This window comes from Parajatrophihabitans canadensis (assembly GCF_053764775.1).
The window spans coordinates 4,675,973-4,700,164 of sequence record NZ_CM132445.1; the positions used below are offsets into that span (position 1 = coordinate 4,675,973).

23 protein-coding genes are annotated in these 24,192 nt (G+C 63.9%); 13 read left to right on the forward strand and 10 right to left on the reverse strand.

Going from position 1 to position 24,192, the window contains the following annotated elements:
- Positions 1-41: 41 nt before the first annotated feature.
- Positions 42-620 carry a VOC family protein gene (locus ACSMXN_RS22475; protein ID WP_022914290.1) on the reverse strand — a complete coding sequence of 193 codons (579 nt, stop codon included), beginning with the start codon at positions 618-620 and terminating at the stop codon, positions 42-44.
- Positions 621-801: 181 nt separating this feature from the next.
- Entirely contained in the window at positions 802-1,656 is an 855-nt protein-coding gene (locus ACSMXN_RS22480; RefSeq protein WP_022914289.1) for a hypothetical protein, read from the reverse strand.
- A gap of 193 nt (positions 1,657-1,849) precedes the next feature.
- Here ACSMXN_RS22480 and ACSMXN_RS22485 point away from each other — a divergent pair, with 193 nt between their 5' ends.
- From ACSMXN_RS22485 to ACSMXN_RS22495, 3 genes are all read left to right on the forward strand, one after another.
- A complete protein-coding gene (locus ACSMXN_RS22485) occupies positions 1,850-2,683 on the forward strand; it encodes a hypothetical protein (protein ID WP_022914288.1) in 834 nt (277 codons plus the stop codon).
- Positions 2,684-2,690: 7 nt separating this feature from the next.
- Positions 2,691-3,428: a DUF5995 family protein gene (locus tag ACSMXN_RS22490; RefSeq protein ID WP_022914287.1), complete on the forward strand. Its 738-nt coding sequence runs from the start codon at positions 2,691-2,693 to the stop codon at positions 3,426-3,428.
- A 287-nt stretch (positions 3,429-3,715) separates the two neighbouring features.
- The gene (locus tag ACSMXN_RS22495; protein ID WP_081649218.1) at positions 3,716-4,372 is read left to right on the forward strand and encodes a MarC family protein; all 657 of its coding nucleotides are present in this window, start codon (positions 3,716-3,718) and stop codon (positions 4,370-4,372) included.
- A gap of 143 nt (positions 4,373-4,515) precedes the next feature.
- Here ACSMXN_RS22495 and ACSMXN_RS22500 read toward each other — a convergent pair whose 3' ends face one another.
- From ACSMXN_RS22500 to ACSMXN_RS22510, 3 genes are all read right to left on the reverse strand, one after another.
- Positions 4,516-4,893 (reverse strand): cupin domain-containing protein, encoded by a 378-nt coding sequence (locus ACSMXN_RS22500; RefSeq protein ID WP_035944246.1) that lies wholly within the window; start codon positions 4,891-4,893, stop codon positions 4,516-4,518.
- A gap of 113 nt (positions 4,894-5,006) precedes the next feature.
- On the reverse strand, positions 5,007-6,614 hold the full coding sequence (locus ACSMXN_RS22505) for an HD domain-containing phosphohydrolase (RefSeq protein WP_022914284.1): 1,608 nt from the start codon (positions 6,612-6,614) through the stop codon (positions 5,007-5,009).
- Between the two features lie 46 nt (positions 6,615-6,660).
- A complete protein-coding gene (locus ACSMXN_RS22510) occupies positions 6,661-7,488 on the reverse strand; it encodes a GNAT family N-acetyltransferase (RefSeq protein WP_022914283.1) in 828 nt (275 codons plus the stop codon).
- Between the two features lie 106 nt (positions 7,489-7,594).
- Between ACSMXN_RS22510 and ACSMXN_RS22515 the strand changes: the two genes are divergently transcribed.
- The 5 genes from ACSMXN_RS22515 to ACSMXN_RS22535 all read left to right on the forward strand — a co-directional run bounded on the left by ACSMXN_RS22515 (position 7,595) and on the right by ACSMXN_RS22535 (position 13,784).
- Complete coding sequence (locus ACSMXN_RS22515; RefSeq protein ID WP_196811354.1) at positions 7,595-9,124, forward strand: MFS transporter; 1,530 nt, start codon at positions 7,595-7,597, stop codon at positions 9,122-9,124.
- On the forward strand, positions 9,121-9,783 hold the full coding sequence (locus ACSMXN_RS22520; protein WP_022914281.1) for a TetR family transcriptional regulator: 663 nt from the start codon (positions 9,121-9,123) through the stop codon (positions 9,781-9,783). The genes ACSMXN_RS22515 and ACSMXN_RS22520 overlap by 4 nt, the downstream gene beginning before the upstream one ends.
- A gap of 125 nt (positions 9,784-9,908) precedes the next feature.
- Complete coding sequence (locus ACSMXN_RS22525) at positions 9,909-11,279, forward strand: cytochrome P450 (RefSeq protein WP_022914280.1); 1,371 nt, start codon at positions 9,909-9,911, stop codon at positions 11,277-11,279.
- A gap of 104 nt (positions 11,280-11,383) precedes the next feature.
- Entirely contained in the window at positions 11,384-12,871 is a 1,488-nt protein-coding gene (locus ACSMXN_RS22530; protein WP_027139677.1) for an aldehyde dehydrogenase family protein, read from the forward strand.
- 97 nt (positions 12,872-12,968) lie between these two features.
- Positions 12,969-13,784: a tyrosine-protein phosphatase gene (locus tag ACSMXN_RS22535; RefSeq protein ID WP_035944210.1), complete on the forward strand. Its 816-nt coding sequence runs from the start codon at positions 12,969-12,971 to the stop codon at positions 13,782-13,784.
- Between the two features lie 62 nt (positions 13,785-13,846).
- Here ACSMXN_RS22535 and ACSMXN_RS22540 read toward each other — a convergent pair whose 3' ends face one another.
- The 5 genes from ACSMXN_RS22540 to ACSMXN_RS22560 form a co-directional block, all read right to left on the reverse strand.
- On the reverse strand, positions 13,847-15,247 hold the full coding sequence (locus tag ACSMXN_RS22540) for a glutamate decarboxylase (protein ID WP_027139675.1): 1,401 nt from the start codon (positions 15,245-15,247) through the stop codon (positions 13,847-13,849).
- Between the two features lie 163 nt (positions 15,248-15,410).
- Positions 15,411-16,760, reverse strand: coding sequence for a dihydroorotase (locus ACSMXN_RS22545; protein ID WP_022914275.1), 1,350 nt, complete (start codon positions 16,758-16,760; stop codon positions 15,411-15,413).
- Complete coding sequence (locus ACSMXN_RS22550) at positions 16,753-17,424, reverse strand: cysteine hydrolase (protein ID WP_022914274.1); 672 nt, start codon at positions 17,422-17,424, stop codon at positions 16,753-16,755. Before ACSMXN_RS22550 ends, ACSMXN_RS22545 begins: the two co-directional genes overlap by 8 nt.
- 36 nt (positions 17,425-17,460) lie before the next feature.
- On the reverse strand, positions 17,461-18,339 hold the full coding sequence (locus ACSMXN_RS22555) for an isocitrate lyase/phosphoenolpyruvate mutase family protein (protein ID WP_022914273.1): 879 nt from the start codon (positions 18,337-18,339) through the stop codon (positions 17,461-17,463).
- A 9-nt stretch (positions 18,340-18,348) separates the two neighbouring features.
- Complete coding sequence (locus ACSMXN_RS22560) at positions 18,349-19,176, reverse strand: IclR family transcriptional regulator (RefSeq protein WP_196811353.1); 828 nt, start codon at positions 19,174-19,176, stop codon at positions 18,349-18,351.
- A 212-nt stretch (positions 19,177-19,388) separates the two neighbouring features.
- Here ACSMXN_RS22560 and ACSMXN_RS22565 point away from each other — a divergent pair, with 212 nt between their 5' ends.
- From ACSMXN_RS22565 to ACSMXN_RS22585, 5 genes are read left to right on the forward strand one after another with little or no spacing between them, the layout of a single operon-like run.
- Positions 19,389-20,594: an ABC transporter substrate-binding protein gene (locus tag ACSMXN_RS22565; protein WP_022914271.1), complete on the forward strand. Its 1,206-nt coding sequence runs from the start codon at positions 19,389-19,391 to the stop codon at positions 20,592-20,594.
- A 12-nt stretch (positions 20,595-20,606) separates the two neighbouring features.
- Entirely contained in the window at positions 20,607-21,476 is an 870-nt protein-coding gene (locus ACSMXN_RS22570; RefSeq protein WP_022914270.1) for a branched-chain amino acid ABC transporter permease, read from the forward strand.
- Complete coding sequence (locus ACSMXN_RS22575; RefSeq protein ID WP_022914269.1) at positions 21,473-22,540, forward strand: branched-chain amino acid ABC transporter permease; 1,068 nt, start codon at positions 21,473-21,475, stop codon at positions 22,538-22,540. The genes ACSMXN_RS22570 and ACSMXN_RS22575 overlap by 4 nt, the downstream gene beginning before the upstream one ends.
- Positions 22,530-23,324 (forward strand): ABC transporter ATP-binding protein, encoded by a 795-nt coding sequence (locus tag ACSMXN_RS22580; protein ID WP_196811352.1) that lies wholly within the window; start codon positions 22,530-22,532, stop codon positions 23,322-23,324. Before ACSMXN_RS22575 ends, ACSMXN_RS22580 begins: the two co-directional genes overlap by 11 nt.
- Complete coding sequence (locus ACSMXN_RS22585; protein ID WP_022914267.1) at positions 23,317-24,150, forward strand: ABC transporter ATP-binding protein; 834 nt, start codon at positions 23,317-23,319, stop codon at positions 24,148-24,150. The genes ACSMXN_RS22580 and ACSMXN_RS22585 overlap by 8 nt, the downstream gene beginning before the upstream one ends.
- Positions 24,151-24,192: the final 42 nt, after the last annotated feature.

A 24,192-nucleotide genomic window follows, 5' to 3' on the forward strand; every position in this document is an offset into this window, starting at 1 on the left:
CCTTTCGGTATGACGATGAGACTCGTTCGCTGCCATCGCGATCAGGTGGGCAGTTCCTCGCCAGCCTGCTCACGAACCATGTATTCGGTGTACCAGTCGGGCCAATCCGGATCTGCCTCGCCGATGCGCTTCTCGTGCTCACCGTGGGCGGCCGCCGCGCGCTTCAGCGCGCTCTTGAGATCGGCCTTCGAACCGAACGTGGTCGCAGTAGCGTCTACCCGCCCGGCAAGTCGGGTCGTGAGTTCCTGGAACAGCCATCGATTGCCGTCCGGGTCACTCAACGACGCAAACGAGAAGTAACTGCGACGCTCGGGATCAGGGCCGCTCGCCGGGCCGTCCGGGCCGAGGTGAAAGATGTCGCCCATCTCGATGCCCGCAGCGCCCAATTCCTTCTTGGTGGCCTCGATATCGGACACGATCAGGTACAGGTTCTCGGCCGATCCAGGCGTGGCCGACGTCCGGTTCGGTCCGAATTGAACCGAACACGCCGAGCCGGGCGGCGTCAGCTGAACAACGGTCGGGGGTGTGACGTCCAGCCGCCACCCGAGTCTCTGGTAAAACTCCTTCGCGCGGTCGACATCCGAGACGGGGATGGTGACCACCTCGAGCTTCATGTCCATGACCTTGGCTCCTTTCCTTGATGACACAAGGTCTTCGGTGCCCGGCCGGTCGGGTGTTCATTCGCTTCCACCGGGCCGTTACATCTACGATCGCTGCCTTGCGCGCCGAGCACAAGACGATTGCGGCCAATTGCGCCTTGGCGGCCCCGCGCTCCCGTCGTGCGACAGCGACTTGACGTGATTACTCTCGTTGCAACCGATAATGCAACCGGACTGCCGGAATGCCCCAAAGCCGCAGCGAATGATCAGTGCGTACATCCCGATTGTCGTCCACGTACAGGTGGAACTCTTCGGCGATCGGTATCCGTCGAGCGTTGAGCGTGCCATCGGATCGATTGAGCACGAGGTACGCACCGTCCCCGCCGAAAGCGCCGATCGGGGATCGCAGGTAAAGCCCGCCGTCAGCGCCGTTTGATGGCGTCAGAAATACCGGCAGCGAACCGTAGGGCAGCGGGAATACCACCCGCACGCTTGGCTGAGCTGACCCGGGCAGCGTCGCCGTACCGTACTGGCCGCTGTAGGTCGTCAATCCGGTCTTGCGCATGGTGCGCAGCCAAGCGGAGCCGACGACCGTATCGGCCTGATCGTGTAAGTGCACGACTGTGCTGTCCATGCCGTAAGACACGTCCAACGGGCGCATCGGCAGGCTCAACTGCTGAAGGCGCTGGCTCCAGAGAGCGACGATCGCGCGACCGAACGGCCACGCAACCGGTGACCATTCCGACCACAGATCCATCCGCCAGCGCGAGGTGTTCTCGTAGAAGTCGACAATCTTCGGGTCGACATCGCCCGGGTCAAATGATGCGCCGGCCAGATCGGCAAAACGTGGCAACAGTCCGTGATCGGGTCCGCGGCTCACCCGGCCTCCCATGGCAGCAGCCGCGTCGTCTACCCAGCCATGACCAACAACCACCGCGCCGGCCGCCGGCCCGACTAACCACGGCACGTCCGCCGCATCGAAACGCCTGCTGCTCGCCAGCATCCATGCCTGGCTCGCCGCGTCGAACGGGTGCAGACCGCGATAGCGACCGGCCATCAAACGTCGCGCCGGGCAATAGGGTCGGCAACCGGACTCAATGGCTTGGCCTCGAACATGACGCAAGCATGCCGCCTCTGATACCCGCTGTCATTCGAAACGCTCGAGTGCGAGCGCGCGGGAGAGTTCCCTCGTCAGCCGTATGCGTACCCTCCCCTTCCTCACTAGGCTGTGCACGACACGGAGGGGCGACGTGGCCGACCTGGATCGGACGAAGAGCGACAGGGTGCTGATGCCGACGCGTGTGCTTTCAGCGGTAATCGTCCCTTTTCTGATCCTGGCGTTCCTGGTCCTTGTGCCATGGCCGACTGACACCAAGCGACTATTCGCCTGGGACATCAAGCCCACGATGTCGGCCATGGTTCTCGGGTCGGTGTACCTCGGCGGCGCCTATTTCTTCATCCGCGTTCTTCGCGCCTCGCGATGGCACACGGTCGCCGGTGGATTCGTGCCAGTCGGAACGTTTGCCACGTTGATGGGCATCACGACGATCCTTCACTGGAACCGGTTCTTGCACTCCAACTTCGCGTTTGTCCTTTGGGTAGCACTGTATTTCACCACGCCCATAGCGGTGTTCGCGGTGTTTGTCCGTAATCAACGTGAGTACGATTCGGCGCCCGACTCGTCAGGGCAGATCGACGCCGCAGCTGCGGCCGGCCTCACTTTCGCCGGCAGCGTGTCACTTGCCATGTGCCTCTTCCTATACCTGTTCCCGGCGCGCGCAATACGCATCTGGCCGTGGCATCTGACCTTGCTGACCGCACGAATGCTGGGCGCGATCTTCGCACTGGGCGTTGCCGGCATCGGCGCATGGCGGGAGCGGCGGTGGAGCGCGTCGCGGACCTTGGTGCAGGTGGCCGCACTGATGTTGGTCCTGATCCTCATCTCCGCTGCAAGAGCGCACTCCGAATTTGACACGTCAAACGCGCTCACTTGGATCTTCCTCGTGGGCTTCGTGGCCGCAACAGCGACGCTGGGCGCGCTATACGTGCGCATGGAGTTGCGGTCATCGAAACAAGAAAGCTGAGTTGGACATGGCTGGTTCCGGTTTGGTCGAGGACGTTGTCGCTCAGATGCAGGCACGTCTGGACGCCCTGCCCGCCGGGTCTCCCCGCCGGGCCTTTCTCGCGACCTACCTTCGCACCACGCAGGCCGTGGGTGACGCGGTCGACTCCGGGCGCTTTCTTGACTCAGCCTGGGTCGAGCGGTGGGACGTGGCCTTTGCAAAGCTGTACCTGCAAGCGCACGATGCGTTCGTGAACGGCGCCTCGGACGTAGTGCCACGGCCGTGGCGGCTCGCGTTCAGTGCGCCGGACGATCTTGCGACTCTTCGGCACGTACTGCTCGGCATCAACGCCCATGTGAATTACGACCTGCCGCAGGCGATGCTGCAGGTGATCAGTCCCAACGACTTCAACGACGGGCGCCTCATCGACAGCAGACGCCTGGACCACGGGCGAATTGATGATGTGCTTGCCATGCGAGTGAAGGACGAGGACCAACTCCTTGGTGACGCGAGGAGTGTGCTCGACCGGGTCCTGAGCCCGCTGAACCGACTCGCTTCGAAACGATTCCTGCGTGAGGCCCGCCAGAAGGTCTGGCACAACGTGGGAGAGCTCAATGAAGCACGCCTCATGGGTGAAAGTGCTTACCTCGCCCGGCTCGGTGAACTCGAGGTGCTCAGCGCGGCACGGATAGCCGACTTGCTCGCGCCGGGACAGGTGCTACTACGGCTCGCCGGCTTCGGCGTCACGTTACCGCCAAAGCGGTGACCGCTCAGCGAGTTGGTTTGGAACCGCACTTCCAGCAAGACTGGGCTCGATGGGCTCGTCCGGTTCCGCATGCTCACGCGCAAGTAGCTAACAAAGCGTGATTCAACGTCTCGCGGTGCGAGCAATGCCTGGAGCGAGCAGTCATCCCTGGCGGGTGAGGCGGACACCTCCCGTTCACGAGAACGTTCAGTGAGTTGTCCTGCCATCAGCGCGGCCCTGCCGTCGCTGGTTGCGCGCCTACGTCCCGCGGCTGATAGTCGCCTGATTCGCGAAACATCGGAGGACGAATGGCCGCTATGGATTTCGAATCGATCGATGCGGCTCTTGTCTTCGACACGTTCCTGCTGCTAGTGATAGGAGTCGGACCCAAGATCGCGCTGGTGCCATTCCTTGAATTGACCGACGGCATGGATCCGGCGACAAGGTCACGCGTGAGCAAAAAGATGCTGACCACTGGAGCGACCGTTGCCGTCCTTCTCGTGCTGCTCGGCGGACTTTTAACGCGCCTGCTGCACTTTTCCCGAGGCGCCCTGGGCGTTGCCGGAGGCATCATCCTACTGATCATCGCGGTATCGATGGTTCTCAAATCCCAGGAGCCCGAAGCCGAGCATCCTGCCCCGAGTGCCACAGATCCGATGAAGCTGGCGGTGTTTCCCCTAGCAGTGCCTTACCTGGTCAACCCGGCCGGCATAGTCCTGCTCGTCACCATTTCAGCCGAGACCCGATCACTCGGCCTGGCAGCGATCATGTTTGGGATGCTGGTGCTCGTCTTCGTCATCGACTTCCTCGTCTTCCGCTGGGCCAATCGAGTTAGTGAGCATCTGGATCAAACGCGCATGCTGCTCACCGAGAAGGTGTTCGGCTTTCTACTCGCCGCGCTCGCCGTACAGCTCGTACTTACCGGCCTCGCCGACGTCGGGACCATTACCCTCAACAATCATTGAACAAACGTGAAACGTCGGCACGGCTGCGCGCTAGGAAGCTGGGTGGGCCTCGCCGACGGTGAACCGAAATGAGGTCCGTCTGCTTTAGCGGTCGGTCGATGGGGCCGAGACTGATCGGGCTTTGTTGCACTTGAGCCGTCCGCTCAGCGACTTTGCATCGCGGCCATGTTTCGTGCTATCTGGTCTTCGGAAACTCGAAGCGCCTCCGCCGGGCTGAACTGGACGAACTCCGAGCCGGCGACCGCCGCGGGGATGTGCCCCGCGGGCATATAGAAGGCTTCGCCGGCCTCGAACACCTCATCGTGGTCGGCGTAACGAACCGTAAGCTGGCCCTCGAAGACATAGCCCCAGTGCGGGCATTGGCAACTGTCGTCCGGTAACCCCTTGAGCATGGCCGTCAGGTCGGCGTCTTGCCGGATCGTGACGAAGTTGACCGTGTAATCGCCGAACTCTTCAGTGCGGTCGACTGCCAATCCGAAGTCGTTGGTGATCGTTGCGCTCGATCGGGATACTTTCGGCATCGCTGCCTCCTGGGCCGGGATGTGTGTCGCGTCGGACGACTCGACGTTGGCTGCGACGTTATGCGCCGTGCCGACCTCGCAACATGAGGCGAATACCTCATCTTCGAAGGAGGTCAGTCTGCATCGTCGAGAGCGATGCCTGCCCACCCTGGGGCCGTGGAATGGAATTCCTCATCCGTGAGCAGCCCGTTCTGCATCGCGAACAGTGCGGCGGCCGTGCGCGTCGAAGCATGGACCTTTGCGTAGATGTGTTCGATGTGGTTGCCAGCGGTCTTGGGCGTGATCACCAGTTGTTGCGCGATCTCCTTGTTGGAACGGCCACGAGCCAGCAGCCGCAGAATCTCGATTTCGCGCAACGTCAATCCGGCGGGCCCCTCATGCCTCCGCCGCACTCGATGACCCGACGCTGTCAACACAGCATCGACTGCCTCCGAATCGAGCCGTCCAGCACTCACCTCATCGCGAAGGTAGGCGGCGACGGCACCGGGTGCCTGACTCGGTCGATGCGGCCTCGGCTCCCGTTTGCTCTGGTACGCCTCGGCGGCCGCCAGGACACGAGCTGGGCGGGATATCGCGCCAGCGGAAAGGCCCCGCGGATACCCACTGCCATCGAGCCGCTCTCTGTGTTGTACGGCCAGTTTTCCGAGCACCGCCAGTGATTGCGACTGATGAAGCATGCGCTCGGTCAGGTATGGATACATCCGTACCCGCTCCCACTCGCCGGCACTGAGCGGACCCACACGATCCCAAATCGAGTTCGAGACGCCTAGTCGCCCGAGGCCGTGAACGAGGCCAGCGCGATACAACAGGTGCACGTCGCTCGCCGGCATGCCGAGGACATGTGCCGATTCCCGAGCGAGGTCCGCGACTGCCACGGCGTGCCCCAGCGTGTACGGCGATTTGAGATCGACGAAGTTGGCGATCGCGACGAGCGCCGCGTCGCATTCATCGGACGACAACGTCACTGCGAGAGATGGCTCCTGTTCGATCACCGCGTCCCAGGACCGCGCCGTCTCGATCCCATCTAGCAACAGGTCAGCGTCGCTCAAGAGAATGTCGGCCAGCATCGGATCGACCTGCTTACCCGACCGACGCTTTGCAAGTTCTCGCGCCCCCTCGACGCCGCCAACTCGATGGGCGACCTCAACGTATTCAGACAGCTGCGCGATGCGAGCTGCCAGTGGCACCTCAGCACCGCTCAGGACACCAGGCCATCCCCGACCGTCCCATTGCTCGTATGCCGAGCCGACACCGTCCACCGCAGCTGCGGGCAGGTTCAATTGCTCCGCGAGCAACCGCGCCATCCGCGCGTGCTGGGCGATCATCCCGCCGACCTCGCGGTGCCCGGATACCGCGAATTCGATTGCGGTGCGAAAACGTTGCAGCGGCGGATTGCCCGAGCCGAGCAACCGCATCGTTGCCGCGGTTGCACGCAGACCTTCGTACTCGTACTTTCCCGACTTCAACGCAATGTCATCGCCGAACCACTTTGCCTGCTCGTACGCATCCGAGTGACAACCAACGTTTACCAGGAGGGCGGTGTAGTACACGCCCGTGCGGGCCTCGACATCTATCTCGAGGCGATCGGCAAACCGCAACGCGATCAGGCACTGTCGCAACACGTGTTCCATTGGCTGCCCGAACCCCAGGTCGATGCCTAGCGACAGGGCAGCGACGAGTTCCGCTAGGCGAATCCGGCCGGGCTCTGCGCCAGCGTGCATATCCCCGAGGCTAATCCTGAAAGGCTTGATCCGATATGCCGAATAGTCAGCCCAGACAGCCCGGGAATTCCCACACCCAAGGCGTCGTCGTCGCAACGCGGACCAGCCCAAGCCTTTCGAGGATTGGACGGCTGTCATCGGAGGCGTCGACCTGGACGAAGGTCAAGCCCCTTGCATTCGCGATCCGCGCACGTTCAGCGACCAGCGCCCGGTAGATGCCCTTGCCGCGCCACTCTGCAAGGGTCGAGCCACCCCACAACCCGCTGAACTGCGTGCCCGGCATGATCACGAGCCACCCGGCCGACACGATGGTGTCTTCGGCCTCGGCGACAAGGATGACGATGTCAGCCGGTGCGCTACTGACCCGGTCGGAAAGGTCCTCGGCCAGCCACGACCAGTCCTGGCCCCAGACCGACAACTCCATCGCCGCGATCCGGTCAAGGTCCCGACGCTCAGTGGTCGCGCGGATCGTCACGCTGGGTGGCGCCTGACCGGCCTCGAGCAGATCCTGCACCCGGCCCACCATCACCGACTCCTCGTCCTCCGGTCGAAAGCCCGCCGCTCGAAGACGCTCCGGCAGCTGCGGATGATCATTGCTGTAGAGCTTCCATTCGACCGACTCACCGCTGGCGGCGAAGAACTCCCGCGTCCGGAGGACGTAGCCGTCCAGCTCGTCGACCGTCGCCCCGACAAGTCCATCCGAGAAGGCGAAGCCTCGATGGGGCGTTCTCACCCGCAGCACGCGGGCGTCGGGGTGGGCCGTCCAAGTCCCAGGCAGCCGGCTAGCCACGGTTCCCCGGACCTGAGCGTCGTAAACCTCGAGAAGTTCTCGTACAGCGTCCACGGCAGAGTCCAATTCGGTGATTTCGTTCACTTGGCTAACAATCTCGGCCCAACCGAGACTAGTCTTCAACTGTAGACATCAGTCGTAGACATCAGCTGGTGACATCAGCTGGTGATGTAGTCCCTGGAGCACGAACGTGACAGCAGCAAGTATCAGTCCCCCGATAATCGTCGATGCCACCACTCGGCGCGGTCGAGCCTTGGTTCCCGTGCTGATCTCCGTGGGTCTGCTAGTAGCGGTGGTGAGCAGCCTCGGCGCGCCCCTCATCCCGACGATCGGCACTGATTACCACGTCTCGCTCGGCCTCGCGCAGTGGTCGCTGACGATCACCCTTCTCGTCGGAGCAGTCGCTTCACCGATCGTCGGACGGCTCGGGGACGGCCCACATCGCCGACTGGTGTTGCTCAGTGCGTTGGCGATCCTGGTGCTCGGCAGCGTTCTCGCCGCGCTACCGACGACGACGTTTGCCCTTTTGATCATTGGACGAGGCATGCAGGGCGTCGGCCTGGCCCTACTGCCGTTGGCGATGAGCGTAGCCCGCGACCACCTTGAAACCGTGCGTGCGCGCTCCACCCTGGCCACGCTCTCAGTGACAGCCGTGGTCGGCGTCGGGCTGGGCTATCCCATCACCGGCCTGATCGCCGAACACCTTGGTTTCCGTGACGGATTCTGGCTGGCAGCTGCGCTCGGCATTCTCGCGATGATCGCGGTCGCCCTCGTCGTCCCCAAGAGCGTGCACCGACCCGTGCAGCACTTCGACCTCGCCGGCGCGGTGCTGCTCGGCTTCGCCCTGGCCGGCCTGCTGCTCGCGATCAGCGAAGCGCAAGAGTGGGGTTGGGGCTCAGGGCTGCTCTGGGGCGTGCTGGTGGTCGCGGTGGCGCTGCTGGCCGTCTGGGGCTGGCACGAACTGCGAACCCCATCACCGTTGATTGATCTGCGGCTTCTGCGGCACCGTACGGTGCTCACCGCCAACGCAACCGGGCTGATCGCCGGAATCGGTATGTACATGCTGATGTCGATGATCATCCGCTACGTACAGACCCCGACCGCGGTCACCTACGGCATCGGCGCGTCAGTCGTGGTCGCCGGACTGGTCCTGCTTCCGATGTCGGCTTTCAGCTTCAGCTCGAGCAAGCTCGTCACCTACCTGAGTAAGTGGATCCGTCCGGAGCGGGTGCTACCGCTGGGTGTGCTGGCGCTGGGAGCGTCACTGCTCATGTTCGCCACCGCGCGAGGCAGTCTGTGGGAGATCTTCGTGATCATGGGTATCGGCGGGATAGGCGTCGGTTGCTCATTCGCCGTGATGCCTCGCATGATCGTGAGCGCCATCCCGGCCGAAGAAACCAGCAGCGCGCTGGCCTCGAACCAGGTGTTGCGCACCATCGGTTACTCCATCGGCAGCGCCTTGGCGGCCACAATCCTGACCGCGCACACGGCTGCAGCATCGGAGTTCCCGTCCGACAAGGGCTACACCGTCGGCGCCTTCGTCGCCATCGCCCTCTGCCTGATCGCAGCGGTATTGAGCTGGGTCCTGCCAAGCCCGCGCGGTGTCGCGGCCCCCTTCACCGCCGATCAAGAACTCGAGATCGAGGAGGACGTGGACGCCGCGATCTCGGGGACGCTCACCCTCGAACAGGGTGTCGATGCCCTGGAGCGGACCTCGTGAGCGGCCAATCCGCCCCGATTGCGCAAACCGCCGTTGCCGAGGCACCGGTCGCCCGGCGCCGCAACGCCGCGGACAGTCGGGAACGGCTGCTCAGCGCCGCCCACGAGCTCTTCTCCGAACGGGGCTACGAGGGAACCACTGTCCGCGAGGTCGGCCAGCGGGCTGAGGTCGATCCGGCGATGATCGCGCGCTACTTCGGTGGCAAAGCCGGCCTGTATCTGGCTTCCATCCGGCGCGAGCCACCGAGTGCCGACCCGCTCGACCTCACCGCCGCGGACGCCATCCAGAGGCTGCTGGACCGGGTCGCCACCGGCGGGCCAACGCCGACGATCTACGCGGCCGTGCGCCCACACGAGGACGACGAACTACAGGCCGCAGCCGTGGACGTGCTCGAGCGGCGGATAATTCGCCCGGCCCACGCTCGGGCCGCATCGAGTGGTCACGGCGACGCCCAATTGCGAGCCGAGATCGTGACGGCAGCCCTCGCCGGCATTCTGCTGAGCCGAACCTCGGGAGCCTTCTCGACCTTGGCCGATGCGCCATCGGCCGAAGTGGGCCGCTTGGTCGCCGAGCTGGCCGAGCGCCTGCTGAACCCGGAGCAGTCCGTCCAACCAAGCTACGGCCTGGCCATCGTTGCCCCTGAGCAGTACCACTTTTGACTAACATAGACTCCACTATCAATCTGGTGAAGGCATCTTCATTTTCTCCGGATGCTCATCTAGTCTTCCTGCAGGGCGCTCTGGAGCGGTGCGAATCGCGATGAATCGACGAGAGAGGTACTCGATTGCTCGACGACGATCGCAAGCTAGGCAAAGAGTTTCACTTCGACCGGCATACCTCGGACTATCGCCATCATTTTGAGGAAATCACGGCAGAGCTACAGGGCAAATGCCCAATTGCGTGGACGGACACCTACGATGGCCACTGGGTTGCGTCCGGGCATGAGGAAGTGTTCGAGTTGGCACGTCGTGCCGACCTGCTTTCCAGCGATCACGACATCCACAACGAGCGTGGTGGGCCACGTTACCAAGGCATAACCATCCCGAGCTCGGCTCAATTTCGGGCGGTGTTCCAAGAGATGGACCCGCCGGATCAGCGGTACTACCGGCAGACGTTGAACCCCTATCTCTCGCCGGCCGCGGTCGCGCGCTGGGCACCAGTGGCCGCCGAGATCACCCGCGCAGCCCTGGATGACAAGATCGAATCCGGTCAGATCGACTTCGTCGATGATCTGGCAAATATCGTCCCCGCTGTGTTGACGCTGGCGATGCTCGGACTGCCGCTCAAGGATTGGGTCATCTACTGCGAGCCCGCTCATGCTGGGGTCTACACCAAGCCGGATTCGCCCGACATGCCGCGCGTGCGCGAGATGACCATGGCCACCCATCTACGGCTGTTCGAGGCCGTCCGCGAAGCACGGATCAATCGACGACCCGGCCTGATCGACGCATTGGTCAACGCAACCATCAACGGTCAGAAGCCGTCAGATGAGGACCTGGCAAGCGTCGGCTCCCTCTTGATCGGTGGCGGCTTCGACACCACCACCGCACTGACCGCGCACACTCTGGAATACCTGTCCGAGCATCCGGACGATCGCGAGCGCCTGTCCCGTGAACGGGAAACGCTGCTCGACTCGGCCACTGAGGAGTTCCTCAGGTACTTCACCCCGGCACCCGGGATCGCCCGGACGTTCAAGGCTGACGGTGAAGTCCTGGAGACCGACTTCCGCGAGGGTGACCGATTGTGGTTGTCCTGGGCCATGGCCAACCGAGATCCCGAAGTGTTCCCGGAACCGAACACCGTCGACCTCTCGCGGACCAACAACCGGCACAGCAGTTTCGGCCTGGGCATCCACCGCTGCATCGGTTCGAACGTGGCGCGGATGACCTTCAAACAAATGCTCATCGCCGTGCTCGACCGGATGCCGGACTTCGTGTGCGACTCGTCCGGCGCCGTGCACTACGACACCATCGGCGTCATCAACGGTATGAAGCACCTGCCGGCGTCCTTCACGCCGAGTCCCCGCCTAGGCGCAGGATTGGACGAGACTCTCGAGGTCCTGCAGAAAGTATGCGACGAACAGCGACTGGCTGAGCCGATCACCGTCAACGCCCGGGCCGCGAAAGTCAACGACAGCAACGGGGATCGCCGATAAGGGGCGTACTTTTGGGTCAGCGGCGCCTCCTGCTCCGCTCGCTGACTCGCTCGACCAACTATCTCAACCGTTGCCGGTTGGCGACGCTAACGGAAGGCATCAGAATGACGACATTGGGGACCGACTCCGGCGTACTGGCCGGCGACGAGCGGATGCTCATCGACGGCGAGCTGCAACACACGGCAAGCGGTGCGAAATTCGACGTGATCAACCCGGCCACCGAGGAAGTCGCCGGCCAGGCGACCGACGGCACCGTCGATGACATGCAACGCGCGGTCGGCGCTGCCCGCCGGGCGTTCGACGAGACGGACTGGTCCCGCGATGTGGACTTCCGCTACCACTGCCTGATGCAACTGTCCGAGGCGCTGGAGCAGAACAAGGAACGCTTGCGCCGCATCATCATGACCGAGGTCGCCACCCCCGTGATGATGACGGGCAGCCAGGTCGAGAGCCCGCTGGCCGAGGTTGGCCACTGGGCCGACTACGGCAAGCGATTCGACTACCTGCGTGACACGGGTCTGCACGACACCGGGCGCGGCATGGCACGTCGGACCATTCAGTACGACCCCATCGGTGTCGTCGGTGCGATCACGCCCTGGAACTCTCCCCTCTACCTCAACGTGGCCGAGACGATGCCGCCCTTGATGGCCGGCAACGCCGTGGTGTTGAAGCCCGCGCAGCTCACCCCATGGTCAGGTAGCGAGCTGGGCCGCATCGTCGCCGAACACACAGACATCCCGGCCGGCATCTTCAACATCGTCGTCTCGAATGCCAACGAGGTGGGCGCGGCGCTGTCATCTGACCCGCGGGTCGACATGATCACCTTCACCGGCTCGACGGCTACCGGGCGCGCGATCCTGGCCGCCGGCGCCCCGACGGTGAAGCGCGTCATGCTCGAGTTGGGCGGCAAGTCCGCGCACATCGTGCTCGACGATGCCGACTTCACGACCGTGCTGCCTGGTGCGGCCGCGATGGCCTGTGCCATGTCCGGCCAGAGCTGCGTCCTGCCCAGCCGCGTCCTGCTGCCCCGCTCGCGCTATGAAGAGGGCTTGCAGATCATGAAAGCGGCGATGGAGGCCATGCTGGTCGGCGACCCGTGGGATCCGGCCGTGTTCCAGGGCCCGCAGATCAGCAAGACCCAGCAGGACAAGGTGCTTGGGCTGATAAAGGTCGGCGTGGAGGCCGGCGCGCGGTTGGTTACCGGCGGCGGCGTACCTGAGCATTTGCCGAAGGGCTACTACGTACAGCCGACGATCCTGGCCGATGTGGACCCGAATTCGCGGGTCGCGCAGGAGGAGATCTTCGGTCCGGTGCTCTGTGTGATCCCGTACGACACCGAGGACGAAGCGATCGCGATCGCGAACAACACCATCTACGGCCTGTCCGGCGAGGTCAGCAGCTCAGATGAGGAACGGGCCATGCGGGTCGCGCTGCGGATGCGAACCGGCAGCATCACTGTCAACGGCGGGGGCTTCTTCGGCCTCACCAGCCCGTTCGGCGGCTACAAGCAAAGCGGTCTGGGAAGGCGAAACGGCGAACAGGGCTTCGAGGAATACCTGGAGATCAAGACCATCGGCCTTCCTGCGCTCTGACGCTCGTACCAACGGCTTGGCTTGACGAACAGCGTTTTGCTTACCGTTAACCCAACAGGCCACTCAAGGGGCAACCCGGCACCTCTATATTCAGACGATGACCTCTGATCTTGTGCCCATCAACTGGGTGGAGTTGGAGGGCAGCGTCAACGTCAGAGATGTCGGCGGTGTCCTCACTGCGGACGGCTCGCGGGTTCGCCGTGGCGTGCTCCTGCGCTCGGCGAACCTGCAGCACCTCACGCCCGCAGATATTCGCACCCTGCGTGAGGATTTCGACATCCGAAAGGTCCTGGACCTGCGTACGGACGTCGAGGTGTCCAGCGAAGGCCCGGGCCCGATGCACGCCGAACCCACGGTTCTCATTCACCACCTGTCGCTCTATCCCGACGACGGGTCGTTCGGCCAGCCCGCCGAAACGACGATAAGCACCGTCGGACTGCTCCGCGAGGCCGAAGACGAACCGGTCGACGGTCGGCCAACCGCCGTCGCGCACTACCTGCACTACCTCGAAGTACGACCGGATTCCATCCTCGCTGCGTTCCACGCCGTGTCCGAGCCCGGCGGCACGGTCGTGCATTGTGCCGCCGGCAAGGACCGTACCGGCGTGGTGGTGGCGCTGATCCTCTCCTCACTCGGGGTGTCGCCCGAGCTCATCGCGGCCGACTACGCTGCCACAGAACTGCAGATCAAGGCGATCGCCGCGCACCTGCGCCGGAGTACCAGCGACATCTACCGCCGGGAAATGTCAGGATCGGAACGGATTCCGCCCCCCAGTACCGACCTCATGTTGGCGCTGCTCGATGCGATCGAGGACGACTTCGGCGGTATCAACGGCTGGCTTGCCAGCCAGGGCTGGACAGCGCAGGACCAGGCTCGGCTGCGGGCCGCGCTGCTGGAACCACCGCCTTCCTAACCCGTTAGCCTTCCTAACCCGTTAGCCTTCCTAACCCATTGGGCCTTAAACGTAGGCCCTTTCTAGGTGTGGCTGAAGCCGGCCGCTTCTTCTGCTGTCATGGCCACAGTGACTGGGTGCCGGGTGAAGTGCGCGATCGCATTGCGCAGGTCGTCGAGCAGGATCTCCGCCAGGTCCCGGCTGACACCTTGACGTACCAGGATGCGCTGAATGGCGACGTCCGACACCGATCCGGTGAGCGGGTAGGCAGGCACTTGCCAGCCATCGATGCGCAGCCGGTCAGCGAGGTCGTACAGGGTGTAACCGGGGTCGGAGCCATCGGCGATCTTCCAGGCGACGACGGGGATTCCGGTCAGTGGGTTGCTATCGCAGATCAGCTCGAACGGGCCGAGCTTGACGATTTCTTCGGCGAGGTACTGGCCGGTGCCGTACGAGGCTTGGTGCACCCGGCGGTATCCCTCGCGGCCCAGTCGGACGAAGTCGTAGTACTGGGCTGCGATCTGCCCGGCCGGCCGGGAGAAGTTGATCTGGAAGACCGGCATGTCGCCACCGAGGTAGGAGACGTGAAAGATGAGGTCCTCGGGCAGGTCGGCTGTATCGCGCCACAGGATCCAGCCCACTCCCAGCGGGGCCAGTCCGAATTTGTGGCCGGACGTGCTGATCGACTTGACCCGCGGGATCCGGAAGTCCCATTCGACTGCCGGTGCGCAGAAGGGCGCGAGGAACGCGCCGCTGGCGCCGTCGACGTGAATGTCGATGTCGAGCCCGGTGTTGGCCTGCAGGGTGTCCAGGGCGTCGGCGAGTTGTCGGACCGGCTCGTACGCGCCGGTGTACGTGACTCCGAAGGTGGGGACGACCATGATCGTGTTCTCGTCCACCCGTGCGAGCATGTCATCAACGTCCATCGCGTAATGCCCTTTGGACATCGGGACTTCACGCATCTCCACGTCCCAGTACTTCGCGAATTTGTGCCACACGACCTGGACAGGCCCGCACACCATATTCGGCCGATCGGTCGACTTGCCGGCAGCTTCGCGCTTGGCCCGCCACCGCCACTTTGCCGCCAAACCGCCGAGCATGCAGGCTTCCGACGATCCGATCGTGGACGCGCCGACCGCGTTGACCGAGTCGGGCGCGTTCCATAGGTCGGCGAGCATGTGCACGCACCGGCGCTCGAGCTCAGCCGTTTGCGGGTACTCGTCCTTGTCGATCATGTTCTTGTCGATCGCCAGGTCCATCAGCCTGTGGACTTCTGGCTCCTCCCAGGTTTGGCAGAAAGTGGCCAGATTTTGGCGGGCGTTGCCGTCCAGGAGCAGCTCGTCGGAGACCAGGGCGAACGCGTCTTCACTGCGCCACTCGGCGGGTGGAAAGCGATACTTCGGTGCGGCCTTGGCGAGATCACCGCAGGCGTAGACGGAATCGTCGAGCGATGAACGGATGGATTCACGATCATGCAGGGGCATTTTGCGATCATCTCCAGAGTTGGACCGACGCGACCGGTACACCCCTGACGCTAGCGACCACGAGATCGATCCGTCGAGCCGCCAGGTTGGTATACCGGCGAGTCGCCATGGCGAACCCTGCGTATACCAACCTCGGCGCGATCACCAACCTCGGCGTGGCGGATCAGCCGCGGTAGGCGGCGCGGGCGTAGGTACCAGTAGGCGGCCCGACGATCTTGCCGTCCTGCGCGATGATCTGACCGCGCAGTAACGTCATCACCGGCCAACCGGTGAGCGGGTGGTTCTCCCAAGGCGAGAAGTCGCTGAGCCCGCCGAGTGCCTCTGGTGTCACGTCGCGGGTGGCGGTGGGATCGACGACGACGAGATCGGCGTGATAGCCCGGCTGAATCTGACCGCGTCGATCGAGCGCGAACACCTCGGCGGCTCGCAGGTTCATTCGCACCAGGTCACTGGTCGAGATCAACTCGCGATGCACGCTGTCCATCATCAGCGGGACGAGCGTGCCCAGACCTGGGAAACCCGCGGCCACCGAGAGCACGTCGTCGGCCGTCTTGTCGGCCCGGCACCAGCACGCGTGATCGGTACCGAGGGTGTCCAGCTCGCCGGCACGTAGGGCCTGCCATAAACGCGAGCCATTTTCCTCCGGACGGACGGGCGGATTGACCTTTGCCAGGGAGCCAGTGGCCGTGGCGAGCTTCGGCATCAGATACTGCGGACAGGATTCGATGCTCACCTCGGTACCCAGCTGGCGCTCGGCCAACGCGGTCTCGATCGCGCGCTGCGACGAGACGTGTGGCAGGTGGACCCGCGCCCCGGTCTCGCGGGCCAACAGGCAGATCCGCCGGATCGCCTCGACCTCCGCGATTGGCGGGCGCATCGCAGCCCACTGCTCGGCCGCGCCGACGACGTCGCGCGCCCAGTGAGTCTGGCCGCGGCGAACGATGTCGTCGTTCTCGCAATGCACGTTGACGACGATGTCACCGCGCGCTGCGGCCCGTCGCATAACGTCGAGAATGAAGCCGTCGTCCTGACCGACCACGCCGAACCGGCTCAACGAGCCGTCCTTGTAGGTCGTGTACATCTTGATCGAACGAATGGCGAACCGGTTCAGGATCGTGTCGAACTCGTCGAGGTGATCGTCGTTGAGAATGCCGAGGTGGACGACGAAGTCGGTGTGCGAGTTCTGCCTGCCGGTCTCGATGAATTGCGCCAGGTTTTCGTCGTAGCGCGCGGTATCGCGAAAGTAGATCAAGGGCATCGTCACGCCGCCGATCGCCGCTTGCTGCGTTTCGGTACTCCACTCGAGGTCGCGATCGGTGAAACCGAGATGTACGTGGGTATCGATGAAACCGGGCATGATCAGTGCGCCCGAGACGTCGAGGGTCTCGCGGGCCGGCACATCGCCCAGCTCGCCCAGAGCAACGATCATGCCGTCCTTGATACCGATCGAAGCCCGTTGGGGTGCGTTGCTCAGCTGAGCCACCAGGCCACCATCGATGCGCAGGTCAAGCATTGGAGCCGTCCTTAATGCCGGCCCACAGCGCGGCAAGTCGTTCGCCGGTGACGGCGTCGTAGCGGGATTTCATGAAGGTGATGGCGTTGTCGTGCAGTTCAGGGTTGTAGCCGGCGATGCAGTCCTCCGCGATGACCGTGTAGTAATCGTGGAATGAGGCGTCCATCGTGGTGGCCTGGACGCACCCCTGCGAGACGACACCGCAGGTGACGACCGAGCGGATGCCGTTTGTTTTCAGCAGATCGTCGAGCGGCGTGCCATGAAAGGCGCTGGGCCGGAACTTCGTCACCCGAATCTCGGAGTCCTGCACGTCGAGCTCGTCGACAACCTGATGTCCCCACGTCCCCTCGATGGAGTAGTCGGTACGGGTTCTACCATCGCGGGTTTTGAAGTACAGCCACGCCGGAGGATCACTCTTGTTCGCGCTGAGCGTTGTCTGCTGGATGAAGATGGGCAGCACGCCCGCCCCGCGGGCCGCTGCAACCAGTGCGACTAGTCGGGGCAGCATCTCGATCGCTGCAGAAGTGTCCTTGCCGTTCTGCCCAAACCACCCCTCCGGCCGTACGCCGTCGTTCTGCACGTCGATGACCAGCAATGCGGTGTGGACGGGGTCGAGGATCTCAGCCATGGTGTTGAACACCTCGACTCCGTTGACGTTCTTCATGTCGGTTCCTGTCTCTGTGTCGGGATCGATCAGTCACTATGGTCGGGCGTCAGCGACGTACTTCTTCTCGAGTTCGGCCCACGCCGGAAAGTCGAACAGAGCGAACAGCTCGTCGTGCGAGTACATGTCCGGCAGGCTGCTGACGGTCTCCCCGGTCTCGTGGAAGTGGCTCAGGAAACGTTCGATCTGACGGCAGACCAACCGCAGGACCGCATTTGGGAAAATGGCCACCTGGTAGCCGATCTCGGTGAGTTGGTCACGCGACAGCAGTGGCGTCCAGCCACCCTCGACCATGTTGGCCAGCACCGGTGCATCGATCTCGGCGCAGATACGGCGCATTTCATCAACGGATTCAGGCGATTCGACGAACACAACGTCGGCCCCAGCTTCGGCGTACTGGATCCCGCGGGCGATCGCCGCATCGAGGCCTTCGCTGGTGCGGGCATCGGTGCGGGCGACAATCAGAAAGTCGTCGCTGCGGCGGGAGTCGGTGGCGGCGTGCAGCTTGTCGACCATCTCTGTCGCCGGGATGCACCGGCGGTCAGCTTCGTGCCCGCAGCGCTTGGGAAAAACCTGGTCTTCGAGCTGGATCGCTGCCGCACCTCGCCGTTCGAACTCGCGCACCGTTCGGACAACGTTCAGGACGCCGCCGTAGCCTGTGTCGCCGTCGGCGATGATCGGAAGCGCAGTGCTGTCGGCGACGACCTCCAGTCGGTAGGCAACTTCGGCGAAGGACGCCAGGCCGATATCCGGTAACCCCATTCCGGACATTGAGATGCCCGATCCGGAAAGGTAAGCGCAGGAGAAGCCGGCACGTTCGACCAGCTTGGCGCTGACCGTGTCATAAACACCGGGCGCAATCAGGGTCTCGGGACGGGCGATGAGCTCGCGCAACGAACTCTGGTGTTCGGTCATGTCTGACTCCTAGACGTCGTGCGCGAGCGGGCCGTCGGTCCGTTTCGCGCGGTGAGGGGTGGGCGGGTATTCGCCGTTGTAGCCAATGGCACGTGAGACTTGGTGCGCTGCGTGCCGGACAGCGGTGCCGATATCGGTGATCCGGCCACGGATGGCCGGAGCGAGACCACCAACGCTGAGCGCAGCGATGACTTCGCCCTCGGCGTTGAAGATCGCCGCCCCTACCGAGGCGACACCGGGTGTCACTTCTTCTACGCTGAGCGCGTAGCCGTCACTGCGGATGCCGTCCAGTCGCTCGGGCGCAAGCACATCGCGGCCCGTTCCGGGCTCGTGGGCTTGCGCAACGCGTTTCGCCTCGGCTGGCGGCAGGTTGGCGAGGATGGCCAGCGCTGCACCACCGCGATCCAGCGGCAGCGATTTGCCTACGTCCCAAGTCATGAGCCGCACGAGGTTCTTGCTTTCGATTCGCTCGAGGCAGACCACTCGATCGTCGTCGCGCAACGCCAGATACGAGGTTTCAGCCGTGGTGGCAGTCAGTTGCCGCATGATCGGCTGGGCGACTGTGCGAAGGCTCACACCAGAAAGGACCCCGCCGGCGATCTGAGCGAGGCGAAGCGAGAGCCGGTAACCACCGCTGCTGCCGTGCAAAGTCCAACCCGCGTGCTCGAGCGTGCTCAACAGCCGATAGGTGCTGGCAACCGGCTGGCCGGTGTGCCGGGCCAGGTCGCTCAGACTCACGTCGCCGTCGTGCTCGGCCAGTGTTTCTACGACCTGTACCGCCTTCAGCACCGAGCTCACGTACGCGTCGTTACGCCGGGGGCTGGACGCGGATGTCACACGTTCTCCGTGGCGTTCATCAGTAGGGCCTGCCTGTCGGTATCGGGCTGGGATGGTTGCCAGCTTCGGCTGGTCTGTGGTTTTCTTACCACATCGCGGTAGCCACTCTCGTAATGTGAGAGTAACAATACCGGGCAATAGTGCTCGAACCTGGGCGTATCCGCACCGAAGTTCCCAGAAACTGACATGAGTACGAGGGAGAGACCGTGAAGATGAACGACATCCGATCCGAGTCACCGGGTCGTCGCAGGCCAATTCGGCGCCGCCTCGCAGTTGTCGCCGTTGCATCGGCCGTGGCGGTCACGTTGGCCGCCTGCGCCCACAGCGACAGCTCGTCCGGTGGCTCGGCAGGAGGCTCGAAGACCTACAGCGTGGGCCTGATCGGTTCTCAGACGGGCGCGCAGGCACAGATCGGCCAGGACAGTGTGAACGGCGCTCAGCTCGCAGCAGACGAGATCAACGCAAGCGGCGGCCTACTGGGGGCGAAGGTCTCGATCTCGGCACAGGATGACGCGGGCCTGCCGTCGACGGGAGTCAGCGCCGCCCAGAAACTCACCGAGAACGGAAGCCGGGACGCCCTGCTCGGCCCGGACATCAGCTCGATCGTCGAAGCAGTCAGTCCGACCGTGACGCGCGCCCAGATTCCTTGGGTCGTGTCAGCGATTTCGCCCAAGGACTTCCAGCTCGGCAACAAGTGGATCTTCGGCGGCCGCCCGACCGACTCGGTGAACGCGCAGATCATGGCCCAGTACGCGACGAGCACCTTGAAGGTGACCGACACCGTCGTCATCTACAACACCGACGCCTACGCAGAGCCGACCTTGCCGTTCATCAAGCAGTACGACGCGGCCGCCGGGCTGAAGGTGCTCAGCGTCGAGGGCATTCAGGACGGTGCGACCACGGCAGCCAGCCAGGTCGAGACGGCGATCCGGAGCGGTGCTCAGTCGATCGAGTTCTGGGGCTTGCTGCCCGAAGCGGCGTTGACCTTGAAGACTGCGAAGAGTCTCGGCTTTCACGGGCAGATCTTCGGCGCCAACGCACTGGTCAACCAGACCACTCTGCAGCTTGCCGGCGCCGCGGCCAACGGTGCGACCGCGGCGACCACGTTCGTGAGCACGAACTCGGCCGCGCAGGTGCAGGCCTTCGTGAAGAAATACCAGGCCAAGTACAACTCGACGCCCAACGATCACGCCTCGATCTACTACGACATGATGAATCTCCTTGCTCAGGCGGTGAAAAATGCCAACAGTTTTGACGCGGACAAGGTCCGCAGCGCACTGGCGAGCCTGCAGTACGAAGGCGTGAACGGCCCGATCCAGTTCGACTCGTCCGGCGTTGACATCGCACACAGCGGGGTGATCGCGAAGGTCGACAGCGGCCAAGCGAATGTCGTGCAGTTCCTGAACACGGCCAAGTGATCTTCCCTAACAATGTCTGAGTTCATCCAGATACTCATTGCCGGAGTCGCCAGCGGCGGGATCTACGCCGCTGTCGCTCTGGGCATCTCGTTGCTGTGGCGAACAGCCCATATCATCAATTTCGCGCAGGGCGATGTGTTGATGGTCGGCGCGTTCACCACACTTGAGGCGCACGACAGCTGGGGATTGCCACTCGGGCTTGCCATGGTTGTGGGCATCGCCGGTGCCGCGCTTCTCGGTGTCGTCATCGAGTTCGCGATGTTCCGCCCGCTAAGGCAATTACCCGTCTGGTACGGCATCATCGCGACCCTGGGGCTGTCGATCGTCCTCGAGAACGGCGCGCTACGAGTCTTCGGCCCAGCACCGAAGCCCTTCCCCAGTTACGTCGGCAACGGCGCCCCATGGAAGGTCGGCGGCGTTCGGGTCGATCCGCAGGCCGTCGTGACCATCGCGGTCTCCATCCTGCTGGTCGTGGTGCTCGAACTGTGGCTGCGCAAGACCATGACAGGCAAGGCGGTCCGCGCCGTGTCACAGGATCAAGACGCCGCACTCAGCGTCGGTATCGCGAGCGGGCGGATGGTGCTCATTGCCACCGTCAGCGCCTGCGTGATGGCAGCGATTGCCGGCATCCTGCTCGGCCCGACCACGTTCGTCAGCTTCAACATGGGTGTGCCGATTTCACTGCGCGCCTTCGCGGCCGCGGTCATCGGCGGCCTCGGGAGCATCCGCGGCGCCGTCGTCGGCGGCCTGGTGATGGGGGTAGCGGAACAGCTCATGTCTGCCTACATCTCCAGCACCTACGTAACCGCCATCCTGTTCGGCTTTGTGGTGGTCGTCTTACTCGGCCGCCCACAGGGCCTGCTCAAGGAGGTCAGTCTGTGAACGGCATCGCCACCGCCCGGGAGGCCCGGACAATCCGAGAGCGTCTGTCTTCGTGGCCGATGCTGATCGCGTTGTGGATCGGGGGCTGGCTGGTGGTGACCATCGCCGTCCCAGCGTTGGTCGCCGACACCTACTACATGCGGTTGCTGACGCTCGGCGCCATCTGGGCTATCAACGCGCTGGCGCTGAACATCGTGCTCGGATATGCAGGTTTCGTGAACCTCGGGCAGTCGGCGTTCATGGCGACCGGTGCGTACATGGTCGCGGTGCTGGGTACGACTCAACACTGGAACCCCTGGCTTTGTCTGGTGATTGGTGTCCTGGCGGGTGCAGTTGTCGGCGGGCTGGTCGCCCTTCCGGCGGCCCGGCTCGGCGGCCACTACTTCGCGCTGGTGACGCTGGCCGCTGGTGAGGTCGTCGAGGCGATCACCGGCAACTGGACGGCCGTAACCAAGGGAGGTGACGGTATCGCCGGCGTTCCGTTTCTCAGTTTGGACGGCTACAGCTTCGACGACCCATACAGCTTCTTCTACCTCGCAGCGGTGGTGCTCGCGCTGGTCTCGGCCGTCAGCCTTGCCATCCGGCACTCGCCGCTGGGTCGAAGCCTCCTCGCAATCAAGGACGACGAGCCGGCCGCAAAGGCTCGCGGCGTACCGACGACAAGGCGCAAGCTGATCGCATTTGCGTGCTGTGGGGCCATCAGCGGCCTGTCCGGTGGATTGTATGCGTCGTTCACCGGCTACATCGATCCGAGCAGTTTCACCGTTACTCAGAACAGCATCCTGGTCTTGTCGATGGTGCTGCTCGGCGGTGCGGGCAGTACATATGGCGTCATCGTCGCTGCCGTGTTGCTGACGCTGCTTCCGGAGTACTTGAGGTTCCTCGGTAGTTCCTACCTGATCGTGTACGGCGCGCTGATCATCGTGGTGATCTTGTTCCTGCGTGGCGGCCTCGTCAGCATCCCGGCGCGGATCACGCGCCTTGTCGAACTTGCGCGACGCACGCATCCACCGCGCGCCGGTGCGATGCCGGTTCGCCTGGAGGTGAATGACGATGCACGCTGAGACCGCTACCCGGCCGGCTTTGCTGACTGGTCCGATGATCTTGCAGACGGAGCGACTGTCCAAGGCTTTTGGTGGAGTGAAGGCCGTAGACGATGTGACGATCAACCTGCCTGAAGGCCGGACCACCGCCTTGGTGGGGCCGAACGGCGCCGGCAAGACGACCTTGTTTCATCTCCTGTCGGGCTACCTGCAGCCGACGTCCGGCCGGATCAGCTATCGCGGTGACGACGTCACCAAACTTGCCTCGAATCGGCTGGCTTTGAAAGGCCTTTCGCGCACCTTCCAGCATGTGAGCGTGTTCCGCTCGCTGAGCCCGGCAGAGAATGTGCTTGTCGGGATGGACCAATTCAGCACCAGGCGGTGGTGGAGCCGCTCGGGTTCGCGCGGTTCGGCCAGGCAACGACGCGCTCGTACCGCCGATCTGCTGGAACTGGTGGGGCTTTCCGATATCGGTGACCGGCGGACGGACGAGTTGTCTTACGGGCAGGCGAAATTGCTTGATCTGGCGAGCACGCTCGCGACCGAGCCTGACCTGTTGTTGCTGGATGAACCGGCGGCGGGGTTGAACAGCGCGGAGAAGCAGCAGCTGGCCAGGGTGGTTTCGCGGGTAAGTGCCGGCGGCGTCTCGGTATGCGTGGTCGAGCATGACATGGACTTCGTCCTCAGCATCTCTGACTACATGTACGTCATGAATCTCGGGTCGCTGCTCGCACACGGGATTCCGCGAGAGGTGCTGCGTATCGACGCGGTCGCCGAGGCCTATCTGGGGAAGAGTCATGAGTGAAACGCTGTTCGCCACCTCCGAGCTGACGGTTCGCTATGGCGGGGTCGTTGCCGTCGACCGGTTGAGCTTCACCGTCAGCGACGGTGAGGTGTTCGTAATTCTGGGCGCAAACGGTGCGGGCAAGACGAGCACGCTGCGCGCGGTGTCGCGGTTGATCCGTTCGGAGTCGAGGACGTTGACGCTCGGCGGCCAGGACCTGCGGCGAACTAGCCCACACGAGGCCGCGCGACGCGGTCTGCGGCACGTGCCGGAAGGGCGCCGGGTGTTTCCGCAGATGACGGTAAAGGAGAACCTCGAACTCGGCGGCATCGGCACACCGCGCGCCTCTTGCGCCGAGCGGATGGGCTGGGTGTTCGAGCTCTTCCCGCGGCTGCTCGAGCGGTCTTGGCAACCGGCGGGGCTGATGAGCGGCGGCGAACAGCAGATGCTCGCGATCGGCCGTGCGCTTATGCGCGAACCGACGCTACTGCTGCTCGACGAGCCATCGCTAGGGCTGTCGCCGGAGATGATGCACCGCATCTATGACTCGCTGGCCGTGCTCAAGAAGCAAGGCGTAGCCATGGTGCTCGTGGAGCAGAATGCCGAGATGGCGTTGCGGTTCGCCGACCGCGGCTGCGTGCTTGCCCTAGGAACCATGGTCCACTCGGGCTCGGCCGCCGATCTGCGCAACAGCAGCGAATTGACCGACGCCTACCTGGGCAGTCGGGCCGGTGAGAGCTCGTCCCGAACCGATGTGGCCGTACTCGCCGATCCGGCCGAGGTCACCGTCGACGGCGTGCCCGTGACCGCAGGCGGGCCGGCGTACCGCCACCTCTGGCGGCACTGACCCCCAACCAGCGTGGGTCCGTCCCGGCTCGGCCGGCGCTGC

What these genes read in the sequence shown, in the direction of transcription:
- ACSMXN_RS22555 (WP_022914273.1), bottom strand. Translation starts at nt 18,339, where the DNA reads ATGACCGAACACCAGAGTTCGTTGCGCGAGCTCATCGCCCGTCCCGAG.
- ACSMXN_RS22475 (WP_022914290.1), bottom strand. Translation starts at nt 620, where the DNA reads ATGGACATGAAGCTCGAGGTGGTCACCATCCCCGTCTCGGATGTCGAC.
- ACSMXN_RS22480 (WP_022914289.1), bottom strand. Translation starts at nt 1,656, where the DNA reads ATGGCCGGTCGCTATCGCGGTCTGCACCCGTTCGACGCGGCGAGCCAG.
- ACSMXN_RS22570 (WP_022914270.1), top strand. Translation starts at nt 20,607, where the DNA reads ATGTCTGAGTTCATCCAGATACTCATTGCCGGAGTCGCCAGCGGCGGG.
- ACSMXN_RS22495 (WP_081649218.1), top strand. Translation starts at nt 3,716, where the DNA reads ATGGCCGCTATGGATTTCGAATCGATCGATGCGGCTCTTGTCTTCGAC.
- ACSMXN_RS22500 (WP_035944246.1), bottom strand. Translation starts at nt 4,893, where the DNA reads ATGCCGAAAGTATCCCGATCGAGCGCAACGATCACCAACGACTTCGGA.
- ACSMXN_RS22505 (WP_022914284.1), bottom strand. Translation starts at nt 6,614, where the DNA reads ATGCACGCTGGCGCAGAGCCCGGCCGGATTCGCCTAGCGGAACTCGTC.
- ACSMXN_RS22530 (WP_027139677.1), top strand. Translation starts at nt 11,384, where the DNA reads ATGACGACATTGGGGACCGACTCCGGCGTACTGGCCGGCGACGAGCGG.
- ACSMXN_RS22490 (WP_022914287.1), top strand. Translation starts at nt 2,691, where the DNA reads ATGGCTGGTTCCGGTTTGGTCGAGGACGTTGTCGCTCAGATGCAGGCA.
- ACSMXN_RS22580 (WP_196811352.1), top strand. Translation starts at nt 22,530, where the DNA reads ATGCACGCTGAGACCGCTACCCGGCCGGCTTTGCTGACTGGTCCGATG.
- ACSMXN_RS22565 (WP_022914271.1), top strand. Translation starts at nt 19,389, where the DNA reads ATGAACGACATCCGATCCGAGTCACCGGGTCGTCGCAGGCCAATTCGG.
- ACSMXN_RS22585 (WP_022914267.1), top strand. Translation starts at nt 23,317, where the DNA reads ATGAGTGAAACGCTGTTCGCCACCTCCGAGCTGACGGTTCGCTATGGC.
- ACSMXN_RS22545 (WP_022914275.1), bottom strand. Translation starts at nt 16,760, where the DNA reads ATGCTTGACCTGCGCATCGATGGTGGCCTGGTGGCTCAGCTGAGCAAC.
- ACSMXN_RS22550 (WP_022914274.1), bottom strand. Translation starts at nt 17,424, where the DNA reads ATGAAGAACGTCAACGGAGTCGAGGTGTTCAACACCATGGCTGAGATC.
- ACSMXN_RS22535 (WP_035944210.1), top strand. Translation starts at nt 12,969, where the DNA reads ATGACCTCTGATCTTGTGCCCATCAACTGGGTGGAGTTGGAGGGCAGC.
- ACSMXN_RS22540 (WP_027139675.1), bottom strand. Translation starts at nt 15,247, where the DNA reads ATGCCCCTGCATGATCGTGAATCCATCCGTTCATCGCTCGACGATTCC.